The organism is Bacillus litorisediminis (assembly GCF_022808645.1).
GTDB classification, from domain to species: domain Bacteria; phylum Bacillota; class Bacilli; order Bacillales; family JC228; genus Bacillus_BF; species Bacillus_BF litorisediminis.
Genome location: NZ_JAKZKT010000009.1, coordinates 76,295 through 90,231 on the forward strand (window position 1 = coordinate 76,295; position 13,937 = coordinate 90,231).

Consider the following 13,937-nt stretch of genomic DNA (forward strand, 5'->3'; position numbering starts at 1 on the left):
ATCATTCAAACAAATGCCTTTCCGGCTAATGGAAATGGACCATACTTTCCTCACTTTTATAAAATGTTGGTTTGTACATATTTGATTGGATAAAACAACTAGTTGTCCAAGAAATATCAGTATATTTTTAGGCATTTAAACTTTACAGACCATCTAAGACAAGCATACGATATGTTGATTCTTGTAAAGCTTATGCATGAGTTGGAAAAAAGGTATTGAAAGAGGGAATATTGACGTGTTCTTTAATAATAAAAAAATACTAATCATAGGCGGGACTGGGACAATCGGTAAACATTTGCTTAAACATATTCTAATGGAAGGACCAAGTGTCGTCCGATTATTAAGCAGAGATGAATTCAAACAGTTTCAGCTGCAAAATGAAATAGGTGACCGGGAGGATATCCGCTACTTAATTGGGGATGTAAGAGACTATAACCGGTTACTAAATGCAATGGAAGGGATTGATTATGTTTTTCATGTCGCTGCCATGAAACATGTACCAGCCTGTGAATATAATCCATATGAGGCTGTATTAACCAATATCGTAGGGACCTATAATGTCGTGAAAGCAGCTATAGAAAAAGGAGTTAAGAAAGTAGTTTTCACCAGTTCGGATAAAGCCATATCTCCAACAAATACCTATGGGGCCACTAAATTGACAGCTGAAAAAATTATTCAATCGGCTGAATATACAAAAGGGAAGGTTGTTACCAATTTTTCAACTGTGCGCTTCGGAAATGTAATGGGATCAAGAGGGTCTGTGATCCCGCTCTTTATTAAACAAATTTTAGACAATAAAAAAATAACTGTAACAGACCTATCAATGAGCCGATTTATGATGACCGTTGATCAGGCTACTTTACTAACAATTAAGGCTCTTAAGGAATCAAAAGGCGGAGAAATATTTGTTTTGAAAATGCCAGTGATTTCTTTAAAAGATTTAGCCGACGTGGTGATAGAAGAAACATGTGCGAAGTATAACTTGAACCCTGCGGAAATCAGCATTGAAGAGATTGGAGTAAGGCCAGGGGAAAAAATGTATGAGGAACTTATGACATTTGATGAATCCATTATCGCATGGGAACTTCCGGATATGTTTATCATTCCGGCCACCTTTAAGAAAAAAGAAGATGAATATGTTCATGCCAAAAAAGCAAAGCATGGAACCTATAGCTCACATGATCAATCACCAATTTCAAAAGAAGAAGTTCGCCAATTACTCCGAAGTGAAAATTTAATCTAAAGAGGGGGAAGGGCTTTGAAAGTATTAGTTACAGGCGGTGCCGGTTTTATTGGCAGATGGGTTGTGAAACGATTATTAGCAGATGGTCATTATGTCTGGGTGTTAGATAATCTATCAAATGGAAGAACAGAGAACATTGAAGAGTTTTACAAGAATGATAAATTTATGGAGTTTGTAAAGGGAGATATTAAGGAACCTAGTGTACTGGCAAAATTATTTTTAAACCAGTTTGATATTTGTTATCACTTGGGTGCAAGTATTAATGTGCAAGATAGTATCGATGATCCTCTAAGCACGTTTGAGAATGACACTGTCGGTACGTTCAATATCCTTGAAAAGTGTAAAGAGTACAACGTTAAGATTGTTTTTATGAGTACATGTATGGTTTATGACCGTGCAAAAAATACAGAAGGTATTAAAGAAACAGACCCGATAAAACCAGCTTCTCCATATGCCGGTTCAAAGATTGCAGCCGAAAATATGGTCCTTTCCTATTATTATACGTACGGGCTTCCAGCTGTTATTATTCGTCCTTTTAATACGTATGGCCCTTATCAAAAAACAGGCGGTGAGGGCGGTGTTGTCGCGATTTTTATTAAAAATAAATTGGAAGGAAAACCGCTAACCATATATGGTGATGGGGCACAAACAAGGGACCTGCTTTATGTGGAAGATTGTGCTGACTTTGTTGTAAAAGCGGGGTATTCACACAAGACAAATGGAGAAATAATCAACGCAGGTCTGGGCAGGGATATTTCCATAAAAGACCTTGCCAAATTGATTGTGAACGACGAATCTCAGATCCAACATGTAGAGCATATACACCCGCAAAGTGAAATACCAAAATTGTTATGTAATTATAATAAAGCTCTAAATTTATTAGGGTGGAAGCCAACAACTAGCCTTGAAGAGGGGATTATAAAAACGGAAGAATGGATTAAATCTACATCCTAATAATCTAGCAGGGAGTATACCAGATGAAAAAAGAAATTAGTTTGGCAATCAACGGCGGAAAACCTGTAAGGGACACGTATTTGCCTTACGGGAGGCAGTGGATTGATGAAACAGATATAGAGGCTGTCGTAAACGTTTTAAAGGGTGATTTTTTAACTACCGGACCGGTTATTTCAAAGTTTGAACAATCTATAGCTGATTATGTGGGAAGTAAGTATGCAGTTGCCTTTTCAAATGGTACGGCGGCACTTCATGCTGCCTGTTTTGCTGCAGGTATTTCCGAGGGGGATGAGGTTATCACCACACCTATGACATTTGCAGCAAGTGCCAATTGTATCCTCTATCAAGGCGGGAAACCAGTGTTTGCAGATATTAATCCGTACACATATAATATCGATCCAGTATCCATTGAAAGAGCGATCACTGAAAAAACAAAATGTATTATTCCAGTAGATTTTACTGGCCAGCCTGCGGATCTTGATACAATTTGCCAAATTGCTCACAAATATAATCTCACCATTATTGAGGATGCTGCGCATGCATTAGGTGCCGAATATAAAGGCAGAAAAATCGGTTCGATTAGTGATATGACGATGTTTAGCTTTCATCCAGTCAAACATATTACAACAGGTGAGGGGGGAGTTATTACTACTAATAATACGGCATTTTATGAAAAATTAATTCAATTCCGTAGCCATGGCATTACCCGTAACCCTAAACATTTCATTCATCATCATGGTCCATGGTACTATGAGATGCACTGCTTAGGGTTTAACTACCGAATGACTGATATTCAGGCAGCCCTGGGGATTAGTCAATTAAGGAAATTAGACGGTTTTATTAAAATGAGAAAGCACCTGGCAGCTTTATATGATGAAGCTTTTCGGAATATGAAGGAAGTGGTCTTGCCATTTCAAAATCAAGATTGTAACTCAAGCTGGCATTTATATATCATTCGTTTAAATCTAGATTTGTTGCAGGCAGGCAGAAAGGAAATTTTTGAAGCGCTGCAAAAAGAAAATATCGGCGTAAATGTTCACTATATTCCAGCATATTATCATCCGTTTTATCAAATGCTTGATTACCAAAAAGGGCTATGCCCGAATGCTGAAAAATTGTATGAGGAAATCATTACTCTTCCCTTATTTCCTTTAATGACTGAAGCAGATATTCAGGATGTTATTGAAGCAGTTAAAAAGGTTATCACTCACTATTCAGCGGAAGGAAAAGCTTAAGTGATCTCGATTGAGATTTTATAAAATGGGGAGGATTCAATGAATAATGACTTGCAACCAAATAGTTCAAAACTCATTTTGGGTACTGCTCAACTTGGTTCCATGTACGGGATCGGGAATAAAACAGGTAAGCCAACAAAACAGCAGGCATTGGAAATCATTCGATTCGCTTTTGCAAGAGGAATTAAAACGCTAGATACTGCTCCAGGTTACGGGGACAGTGAAAGTATAATAGGTGAATTTTTAAACGAGCAAAGAAAGATTCAACAAAATCTGCCAGCAATTATTACAAAAATTCCTTCAGTTAATCTCTCCTCTTCTTACTCATCTGAATGTATTGATATTCTTATTGAAAAAAGTATTCATACATCTCTCAATCAACTAAATATCGAAACGATTGATGTCTGTTTGCTGCATCATCCAAAAGATATGATTTCCTATAAGGGCCAAGTAGTATCTAGCGTATTAAGGCTAAAAAACGAAGGTGTAATCAAAAAAATAGGTGTATCCGTATATACGCCAGAAGAAGTAAAAATGGCTGTTTCTTTAGGCTGTTTTGACGTCATCCAAGTTCCAATCAATATAATGGATCATCGCTTACTTCATTCAGGATTATTACACGACTTGTATAAAAGTAAGATAGACATCTATGCAAGAAGTATTTATCTTCAAGGATTATTGTTTTTGGACCCTGATGATTTACCTCCGTATTTACAATGTGCGAAGAAACCTTTGGAGAATCTTCGTGAGTTGTCATCTCAAACGGGGCTAAGCGTTTCAGAACTATCTATGTTATTTGTAAGAGATATCCCTGAGATTAAAAAAATGGTCATTGGATGCGAAACAAAAAGTCAATTGAAAAGAAACCTTCAAATCATGACTTTACCAAAATTAACGGATGACATTATAAAACAAATTCATTTGCTATTTGAGGATATGCCGGAAAAAGTGGTAAATCCGACGCAGTGGAAATAGAAATAAAGTTTTAGACAGTCATACAAAATCAAAAGGAGTTTTTCACAAAATGATACTAGCCATTATTCAAGCAAGAGTTTCTTCTTCTCGTTTGCCTGGAAAGGTACTTAAGCCGATTTTGGGGTTACCGTTACTTCTGCTGCAAATTGAACGTGTAAAACAATCCAAGCATATTGATTATTTAATAGTTGCTACCAGTAAAGAGGCATCAGATGATCCAATAGAAAAGCTTTGTCTAGATCATCAAATTCCGTGTTTTAGGGGAGAACTGGAAAACGTACTAGACCGATTTTATCATGCGGCCATACCTTTTTCCCCTGAGCATATAGTAAGGTTTACTGGTGATTGTCCTCTCTCAGATCCGGAGCTCATCGACGATATAATTGGATTTCATTTACATGGTAATTTTGATTATACCAGTAATACAATCGAGCCAACATTTCCTGACGGATTAGATGTAGAAGTGTTTCGTTTTAGATGTTTAAAGCAAGCCTGGAAAGAGGCGGCACTTCCTTATCAAAAAGAACATGTGACCCCTTTCATATATGAGCATCCAACCCGATTTAAACTTGGAATTTATAAAAATCACAAAGATTTATCTCATTTACGATGGACTGTCGATGAAGCTGCGGATTTTGAATTAGTTAAGAAAGTCTATGAAGCCCTTTATCCGGTTAATCCTAATTTTACGACAGAGGAAATTTTACTCTTTTTAGAAAGTCATCCAGACATTCAAAATTTAAATAAACATATACAGCGAAATAAAGGGCTAACAAACAATAAATGGGGAGATAGGCATGACAGACCGTTATAAATGTTCGGAATTGATGTTAGAGAGGGCTCTTCAAACTATTCCTCTCGGCAGCCAAACATTCAGTAAAAGTAAAACACAATATCCTTTTGGGGTATCCCCATACTTTTTAAAGACAGGAAAAGGCAGCCATGTTTGGGATATTGATGGGAATGAATATATAGATTTTGGAAATAGCCTTGCAGCTATAACATTAGGGTATAGTGACCCAGATGTTACAAAAGCAGTTCAGGAGCAGTTAATGGATGGGGTTACTTTTACATTGCCCCATCCGCTTGAAGTGGAGGTTGCAGAAAAAATAGTTGAAATGGTTCCCTGTGCAGAAATGGTCCGATATGGCAAGAATGGGTCAGATGCTACATCAGGTGCTATCCGCATTGCCAGAGCCTATACTAAACGGGATTTGGTTGCCGTTTGCGGGTATCATGGCTGGCAAGACTGGTATATAGGGTCCACGCCTCGGAGCCTTGGTGTCCCTAAGGCCGTTCAGGATTTAACAAAAACCTTCATTTACAATGATATCAATTCATTAAAGCAATTGTTTAAAAAGTGGCCCGACCAAATCGCTGCTGTTATCTTAGAACCAATGAATAGCAGCAAACCAAAAAAAGGTTTTCTCGAAGAAGTCAAGGAATTAACTGATAAAAATGGTGCAGTTCTCATCTTTGATGAGACGATAACCGGTTTTCGCTATGCAAAAGGGGGGGCACAAGAGCTTTTTGGTGTAATTCCTGATCTGGCTACCTTTGGGAAAGGGATCGCTAATGGTTATCCTTTATCGGCTATTGTCGGGAGAAAAGATATTATGAAATTAATGGAAGAAATATTTTTCTCTTTTACTTTTGGAGGAGAAACGTTGTCACTTGCAGCTTCTCTCGCCACTTTAGATAAGTTACAAAGAGAACCTGTTATTGAAACCCTGGAATTACAGGGGCAAAAAGTAATAGATCGTGTTCAGCAATTAATTGATCAATATCAATTAAGCGATATGATAACCATTGACGGTCATCCATCATGGTCCTTTTTATTATTTAAAGATGCAGGCGGATACAGTTCATATGAAATTAAAACATTGTTTTTACAAGAAGTTTTTAAGCGCGGTATTTTAACAGTCGGTACGCACAACATGAGCTACTCACACAGTAATGACGACCTGGAAAAGCTGTTTATGGTCTATAATGAAATCTTTCCAATTTTAAAAGAGGCAGTTGATAAAAAAGAGCTTCATCATTATCTGCGATGTACTCCTTTGGAGCCTGTGTTTAAAATTCGATAAGTGACAGAAAGGAAACTATGATGAAAGCAGTATTTCGAGTAGATGCTTCTGTTGAAATCGGAACTGGCCATGTTATGAGATGCTTAACACTTGCAGAACGCTTGCGTCAAAAAGGAGCTGAGATCGCCTTTATAAGCAGAGAACTGCCTGGAAATTTAAATGCCTTTATCGAAAGTAGAGGTTTTTTTGTTCACCGATTAAAAAAAACAGATGATAAAATCGAAAAAATCACGAATCATTCTCATTGGCTGAGTGTTGATTGGAAGACAGATCTGTACGAAACGATAGCTATTCTTCAGAAACAAAATAAGATTAATTGGCTCATTATTGATCATTATGCAATTGACAGACATTGGGAGGAAAAAGTATGGCCATTTGTAAAAAATATAATGGTTATTGATGATTTGGCAGATCGCAAGCACGAATGCAATATCCTGTTAGACCAGAACTATTATAAGAATTATAGAAAACGGTATGACGGGATAGTACCCCATCATTGTTTAAAATTATTAGGACCGCAGTATGTCTTATTACGGTCTGAGTTCAAGAGTGTCAAACTTGAATGCAAAAAAAGGGACGGACACATTAAGCGCATTTTAATATTTTTTGGCGGAATTGATTTAACAAATGAAACAGCCAAATCGTTAGAAGCAATTCGGCTATTAAAAAGAGAAGATATAAAAATAGATGTTGTAGTAGGCAGTGCCTGTCCGCATAAAGACCAAATTAAGGAGCTATGCGGGGTCATGCCAAACGTTACTTATTATTGTCAGGTTAACCATATGGCAGATTTGATGGTAAAAGCAGATTTGGCAATCGGAGCAGGCGGAACTGCAACATGGGAAAGACTGTTTGTAGGTTTGCCAGCTATTACAATCATTACTGCAGAGAATCAGGAAAATATTCTAACAGCATTGCATGAGGCTGGAGCCGTATGGAATTTAGGCAAAAGCAGTAAAGTATGCTCAAAAGATATCGCAAGCCAAGTAAGTTATGCACTAACTAATCCAGATATAGTCAGAAAAATGAGTGAAATAGGAAAGTCATTAATGGGGAATCAGGATAAATGTGAAAATGTATTAATTCGTCAGCTTTTGGGGGAAGACTATGATTCCAATTGAAAAGTACACTTTAAAAAATTTAGAAGAGGAAGAACTTGAACTCGTTTTAAAATGGCGTAACTCAGAACATATAAGAAAATATATGTATTCCGACGAAATCATCTCATTTGAGGATCATATCAATTGGTTTAGAAATTTGATAAATGACTCTAGTAAAATAGCTAAAGTATTACTATATGATGGCAGGCCGGTCGGATATGTTCATTTTACCAATATTGATAAACGAAATGGCAAATGCTATTGGGGTTTTTATATCGGAGAGAGCAATGCTCCGCGCGGGTCTGGAACTGCTCTAGGACTGTTAGCATTAGATTATATATTCGAAGAAGTTTCAATCCGGAAACTTTGTGCCGAGGTTTTAGCTTTTAATACCATAAGTATCCATTATCATAAAAAGTTCGGTTTCGTTGAGGAGGGTCGTTTTACACAACATGTATTAAAATGCAGACAGTATATAGATGTGATTTCGATGGCACTCTTTAAAGATCAATGGTTAGAAAAAAAACAAGAATTAACAGAAGGGTAGGGTGAAAAAGTGGATATTTATATAGAAGGAAAAAAAATTGGTGCAGATCATCCTCCATTTATCATTGCTGAAATGTCCGGAAATCATAATCAATCTCTAGAGCATGCCTTAAAAATAGTCGAAGCAGCAGCAAATGCAGGTGCCCATGCTCTTAAACTGCAAACCTATACGGCGGAAACCATGACACTCAATATACGTGAAGGAGAATTTTTTATTAAGGAGCCCGATAGTTTATGGGAAGGGCATTCCTTATATGAATTGTACCAAAAAGCTCATACGCCATGGGAATGGCATCAGGCAATTTTTGAACATTGCCGAAAGCTAGGGATTATTCCTTTTAGTACCCCATTTGATGAAACAGCAGTCGATTTTTTAGAAACCCTGAATGTACCCCTATATAAAATCGCGTCCTTTGAAAATACCGACTTGCCTCTAATTCGCAAGGTAGCGTCGACAGGGAAGCCTCTAATCATTTCAACAGGGTTGGCAACGATTGCGGAGTTAGATGAAACGATACGTACAGCAAGGGAAGCAGGAGCAACTGATATTATTCTATTAAAATGTACAAGTACGTATCCAGCTCCACCAGCAAATACAAACATTGTTACGATCCCTCATATGAAGGAACTCTTTCAATGTCAGGTAGGTTTATCCGATCATACGCTAGGAATCGGAACGGCAGTGGCAAGTGTTGCTTTAGGTGCTACCGTGATTGAAAAACATTTTACTATTTCACGGGAGGACGGGGGAGTAGATGCAGCGTTTTCTTTAGAACCGCATGAAATGAAATTATTAGTAGAGGAATCTTTGCGGGCTTGGCAATCACTGGGGAAAGTCCATTATGGCCCTACAAAAAAAGAAAGTTCTTCTTTACAGTATCGTCGTTCCTTGTACTTTTCAAAAGATGTAAAAGCAGGGGAGACATTAACTAAGGATAATGTGAGAATTATTCGCCCCGGTTATGGGTTAGCTCCTAAATATTACGACATTATAATAGGAAAACCAGTAAAAAAGGATGTTAAGAAAGGAACTCCTGTAAGCTGGGATCTTATATAACTTTATTCACGATTTTTTATTTTCAGGGCTGGGTTTGTTGTACCCAGCCCCAATGTATGGTGTTAAAAGCGTATAGAAGATATATTTAACTTTCAGCATGAAAAACGTGCAGAACCTACCTTGTTGGTAAAGCACTACACATATTAGACCTTCTTTAACACTAAAGATTTGATTATTGGTTTTATAGGTTGATATATAACCTCTTAACTAATTTTTCTATATCTAGCGAAGGGTTATATAAAACGTCTATTAATTTTACATATAAGATTTTTGTTTCTTCAGGTACACCTTCCGTATAGAGCAGTTGATCTAAACTTGAAAAACTATGCCTTAAATCCGAATCAATAAATGCATTTATATTGCCAAACATTTGGTCAGTATTTTGGGGAAAAGGTATCGTTAATTCATTTGAGATTTTCCTTAAAGTACCCTCTATATCATAAAAAAGAGAGTCATAGTGAACAATCGTCCTTTTTTTATTATTTGTCCAATATAAGGATGACAACGTGTACAAATTCCACAATCTAAATGCAATATCTTTAGAAAACTGATTTCTCTTTTCTAAAGAATGATAAACATCTAGCGGATTCCTTATACAAATAACAAAGAGGGGGGTGATTCTTAAGTTTTTAAGAATTTCTAGCCAAAGTGGAATCAGGAGGGAGGTTCTTGGATCTTTCCACATCCATAAGTCATTATTCGATAAGTTTGCTTGAACAATTTCTTTTAGCCTTTCTCTTAATGGCGTGATTTGATCATGATTCCACCAATTATCTGGCAGTGGATCTGCAGAATCCCAAGTTCGTGAGAATATTTCCAGAATGGAATCATGAATATCAACAATTTCGGTATTCTCCCAATAGCCTTTCGGATTATCAATGCCAGGCTCCATAAGTTTATCTGTTTCCCCTAAGCTGATGCCCATTAAGTTTAGAGCTCTGGTAATGGCTGAAGTTCCGCTTCTATGCATACCTAACACACATACAACCTTCTTATGAATCACCTCTTTTTCCTCCCTAAACAATCTGCAAATGATTACTTTTTATCAGTTTATTCGCTGTTTTTCCAAATTGTCTGTTTCATTAACCTGTTAATTTGAATCATTATTGGAGTTTAATTCGTTTATTTTTGATTTATAGTCATGTAGTTCTATTTTATGATATTCATCTAACTCTTCAAGTTTAGTAAGCAATAAATATTTGGCATAGTGGTACACTGCTAAATCTAATTGATTATTTTCAATAATTTTCTCAAGCAAAGATTTTTGTAAATACTCTTTTTTAGGCCTGCTTGCCGTTACATTTTTTCTGGTGTATTCAATTTTATTCCAACCAAATTGTTTTTTTAGTAAAAATACAGATTCATCAAATAGTTCTGTGATTCCAATAACGGAAAAATATTGATCTATATTTTGTTTTATTCGGTCAAATGCATTTTTAGGCAATGAGTTTCTGCCAAATAAATATTTGCTTTGAAGATTACAAAAATCTTTGTGTGATACAAATTCTTCAAGATTCTTAAAAACTAATGATTTTTTGTTCAGCACATGCGGTTTATAAAAATTAAAATAATATTCCGAGATCACACGTTCAACCGGATCGCGGAGAAATGTCATATAAGTTGCTGGTAAAGATAAAGCCTCATGAATCCCGAATAAGGTATGGCCGTATATACACTTGGTATTTTCTTGAATCTTTGCCTCAACATATTGAAAATGATTTATATTTGGTTCTGTATACACTGGAATTCTTTCGTCTAACGAGTAATTTCCTTCTAAAATCGATAAAAAAGTTGTTCCGCCTGTTTTAGGAAGGTGAAGATAAATTAATATTTCATCCGATTGCGTCAAGACGATTACCCCCTTTTATCAAAAATCTTTTTGACACACCTTTATTAAATTCAAACATATTACCCCTCCTGACTTTTACATCATGACTTTCCTGTTTAAATGAGCCGGCCAGTAGGGATTTTTTCTAGGAATGTATCCTCAACCCTTATAATTTCTTTGTTTTTGTATGCGGCATTTTTAAAAATCAAATCGGATGTAATTTTCCTTTTTATTCCGTTTTCAATTAAATAAACTTCACCCTTGGAACTTTGAAGCAGCTTATTATTATACTTTTTTCCAACTTTATTCCCGATCTTTTGACCTGTTAACTTATAAATAAGGTCAGATAATTTCTCAATGGATAACTGTTCCTTTAAAGGATAATGATAAGAAAGAAATTGTCTGATTTTCCCATTCATTTTATTAAGTAAAGTCACATCGGCAGTTAGCTGGTTAACAAGATTTGAAAGTATAATAGGATCCAGTTGAACAAAACCGTTCATTAAATCCCAGTAATCATATCGAAGTACATCCCAGTTTTTAGATCTCAATACAAAAACAGGTTTGTTCATGATCATTGCTTCCAAACCAGCCGTAGATCTATCTATCACCACCATGTCTGCATTCGATAAAATATCATAAATATTTAAGGATGGATCTTTAATAACTTTAATGCTTGGATATTTGGAATAAATTCGATCAATGAATCCCTGTATCGTTCCAAATGCAATCTCATGAGGGTGAGGTTTAATAATAATTTGTAAGAGAGGATTTTGTGAAAGCTGACAAATAAAACGATCTAATACAGTTTCTTCTATATCTGGCTGCGTCGCTATTAACAGTGTTCTTTTTTGGGGATCCAATCCCAGCATTTGTTGAAAGACTGTCTTTGACATAAAGGTTTTTGTTAAAATGCTATCGAACCTTGGGTGGCCAATAATTTTTAAACGTTCTTCAGAAACACCTCTTAATTTAAAAAATTCCTTTTCATAATTACCATAAACACCTTGTATGGTCGTATAGATGGGTACCCATTCACCACCCCAAATAAGTCCATGCTGCAGACCAATACTGGGAATTCCCTTTGTTAAACCAACTACTGGGAGAATATTGCATAAATGATCCGATTGATCCCCCTGGGCTCCTACTAAAATGCAAGATATCGGATTTTGTTCAAAGAATCTGATGACCGCATCTAAATATTTTAGTGTTTGCGGAATATCATTTAGAAAGTTTTCCTGAAAAAAAGGATCACTGAATACTGGATGGTTATTGAAGGAAGACAAAATTTGCTTACATTTTGCTATAAAACTATTAGAAATCCCAGAGGTATCTGCACAATACTCAGCAAGACAAAATGTTTTATAATTATTTAGAGAATGACCAAGAGGATTTTTATAAGAATAAAGACTTAATACAATTGAATTGGAGGAATCAAAATATTCCAGAAAATTTTCCTTGGGTAAATAGAGAACAAATTCGTAAAGTAAAATTTTACCCTTATCTTTATGCTTCGAAGGATTAACTTTTAAAGCATTTAAATGTTTCTCAAAATTGGGCTGCACCTCGGTACTTTTTACTATTTTATTTATCTGAAATTCCTCAAAGACTTTACTGCTTAACTTATTAATCATAGGTCTGCCAATATATTTGCGGAAATTACAAATAAGCGGAAGAGGGATTCCCTTATATTTGATATCTTTAAAGATATCTAAAAAATCTAGGTGAAATGACCTAATATTCGTTAAAAAAATACTATCATGCACAAAAATTCACCCCATTTAGATACTATCTGCTCCTTATATCTAATCCAAAATGTAATCATATAGATTGTTCCTGGTTTGTTTATTGTCACTTGTCGTTTTTAGAATGAGAATTTAAAAGGTTTTTAATTTTTTGTTCCTGGGATTTATGGCACACTAATAATCCCTCTTCCGTTAACACAATAATCAAATCCTTCGCCCCTAATACCAGTGCATTTTTGTTTTCTGAAATGATCATACAGTTTTCCGAAGATAGCACTTGAACATTTCCAATCAGAATATTATTGTCATGGTTTTCATTTTTAAAGCGTTCGAGTGACCCCCAAGTCCCCAGATCATCCCATTCAAAAGTGGCCGGTATCATATAGACTTCATTTGCTTTTTCGAGAATTGCGTAATCAACCGATATTTTGGGCAGCATTGAGTAGGCTTTTTTTAAATCGCCTTTGTTTTTTATGAGCGTATTCCAGATATTGCTCTGAAATTTTTCCATATAATAGGCAATGGTTGAAGGTTTCCAAACGAAAATTCCGCTATTCCAAAATACGTTGTCATCATTTAACAAATTTTCCGCATGTGCTGAAGAGGGCTTTTCGATAAATTTTTCAACATGTAAAACTTTGTTCTCTCTAAAACTTTGATCTTTTGTTTTAATATAGCCATATCCTGTTTCCGGTCGGGTAGGGGGGATGCCCAATGTAACAATTGAATAGCCAATATTCGCTATTTTTTCAGCCAATAACAATGATTCCATAAGTTCTTGCGGATTTGAGATAAATTGATCAGCCGGACTCATAACCAGTACCTCATCTTCATCCTTCTCTAAGCAGCACAAAGCCGTTAAGGCTACACAGGGTGCTGTATCCTTCCGTTCAGGCTCCAAAATGATTTGCTCTGAAGGTAACTGCGGCAGCTGCTCTAATACCAAATCTCGATATTCCTCTGTGGTCACAACGAATATTTTCTCATCTGGAAGCCATTGGCTGTACCGTTCATAGGTTTCTTGTATCATTGTTTTTTTTGAGTGCAATGGTAGAAACTGCTTCGGCCTTTTTTTAACACTCCATGGCCAAAATCGGGTTCCCTGTCCGCCTGCCATGATCATTACCTTCACTTGGTAGTACCTCCTTTTAATACTTGTCCCTTACC

At 36.1% G+C, this 13,937-nt stretch carries 13 protein-coding genes; 9 read left to right on the top strand and 4 right to left on the bottom strand.

Annotated features, from left to right (window positions below; genetic code table 11):
* Positions 1-235: 235 nt before the first annotated feature.
* Genes MLE14_RS06715 through pseI form a run of 9 tightly spaced genes read left to right on the top strand, consistent with a single transcriptional unit; the run spans position 236 to position 9,197 of the window.
* Positions 236-1,243: an SDR family NAD(P)-dependent oxidoreductase gene (locus MLE14_RS06715; RefSeq protein ID WP_243297638.1), complete on the top strand. Its 1,008-nt coding sequence runs from the start codon at positions 236-238 to the stop codon at positions 1,241-1,243.
* Between the two features lie 15 nt (positions 1,244-1,258).
* Positions 1,259-2,197, top strand: a complete 939-nt coding sequence (locus MLE14_RS06720) for a dTDP-glucose 4,6-dehydratase (protein WP_243297585.1) — start codon at positions 1,259-1,261, stop codon at positions 2,195-2,197.
* Between the two features lie 23 nt (positions 2,198-2,220).
* The gene (pseC, locus tag MLE14_RS06725) at positions 2,221-3,432 is read left to right on the top strand and encodes a UDP-4-amino-4,6-dideoxy-N-acetyl-beta-L-altrosamine transaminase (protein ID WP_243297586.1); all 1,212 of its coding nucleotides are present in this window, start codon (positions 2,221-2,223) and stop codon (positions 3,430-3,432) included.
* 39 nt (positions 3,433-3,471) lie between these two features.
* Entirely contained in the window at positions 3,472-4,407 is a 936-nt protein-coding gene (locus MLE14_RS06730) for an aldo/keto reductase (protein ID WP_243297587.1), read from the top strand.
* A 49-nt stretch (positions 4,408-4,456) separates the two neighbouring features.
* Positions 4,457-5,221 carry a glycosyltransferase family protein gene (locus tag MLE14_RS06735; RefSeq protein ID WP_243297588.1) on the top strand — a complete coding sequence of 255 codons (765 nt, stop codon included), beginning with the start codon at positions 4,457-4,459 and terminating at the stop codon, positions 5,219-5,221.
* The gene (locus MLE14_RS06740) at positions 5,205-6,494 is read left to right on the top strand and encodes an aminotransferase class III-fold pyridoxal phosphate-dependent enzyme (RefSeq protein ID WP_243297589.1); all 1,290 of its coding nucleotides are present in this window, start codon (positions 5,205-5,207) and stop codon (positions 6,492-6,494) included. Before MLE14_RS06735 ends, MLE14_RS06740 begins: the two co-directional genes overlap by 17 nt.
* A gap of 20 nt (positions 6,495-6,514) precedes the next feature.
* Positions 6,515-7,615: a UDP-2,4-diacetamido-2,4,6-trideoxy-beta-L-altropyranose hydrolase gene (pseG, locus tag MLE14_RS06745; RefSeq protein ID WP_243297590.1), complete on the top strand. Its 1,101-nt coding sequence runs from the start codon at positions 6,515-6,517 to the stop codon at positions 7,613-7,615.
* Positions 7,602-8,141 carry a UDP-4-amino-4,6-dideoxy-N-acetyl-beta-L-altrosamine N-acetyltransferase gene (pseH, locus tag MLE14_RS06750; RefSeq protein ID WP_243297591.1) on the top strand — a complete coding sequence of 180 codons (540 nt, stop codon included), beginning with the start codon at positions 7,602-7,604 and terminating at the stop codon, positions 8,139-8,141. The genes pseG and pseH overlap by 14 nt, the downstream gene beginning before the upstream one ends.
* A gap of 9 nt (positions 8,142-8,150) precedes the next feature.
* The gene (gene pseI, locus MLE14_RS06755; RefSeq protein ID WP_243297592.1) at positions 8,151-9,197 is read left to right on the top strand and encodes a pseudaminic acid synthase; all 1,047 of its coding nucleotides are present in this window, start codon (positions 8,151-8,153) and stop codon (positions 9,195-9,197) included.
* 181 nt (positions 9,198-9,378) lie between these two features.
* Here the strand turns inward: pseI and MLE14_RS06760 are convergent, their stop codons facing one another.
* From MLE14_RS06760 to MLE14_RS06775, 4 genes are all read right to left on the bottom strand, one after another.
* On the bottom strand, positions 9,379-10,200 hold the full coding sequence (locus MLE14_RS06760; protein WP_243297593.1) for a sulfotransferase family protein: 822 nt from the start codon (positions 10,198-10,200) through the stop codon (positions 9,379-9,381).
* Between the two features lie 87 nt (positions 10,201-10,287).
* Complete coding sequence (locus tag MLE14_RS06765; RefSeq protein ID WP_243297594.1) at positions 10,288-11,046, bottom strand: sulfotransferase family 2 domain-containing protein; 759 nt, start codon at positions 11,044-11,046, stop codon at positions 10,288-10,290.
* A 95-nt stretch (positions 11,047-11,141) separates the two neighbouring features.
* Positions 11,142-12,791: a capsular polysaccharide export protein, LipB/KpsS family gene (locus tag MLE14_RS22590; RefSeq protein WP_243297595.1), complete on the bottom strand. Its 1,650-nt coding sequence runs from the start codon at positions 12,789-12,791 to the stop codon at positions 11,142-11,144.
* An 85-nt stretch (positions 12,792-12,876) separates the two neighbouring features.
* The gene (locus MLE14_RS06775) at positions 12,877-13,893 is read right to left on the bottom strand and encodes a mannose-1-phosphate guanylyltransferase (protein ID WP_243297639.1); all 1,017 of its coding nucleotides are present in this window, start codon (positions 13,891-13,893) and stop codon (positions 12,877-12,879) included.
* Positions 13,894-13,937 lie beyond the last annotated feature (44 nt).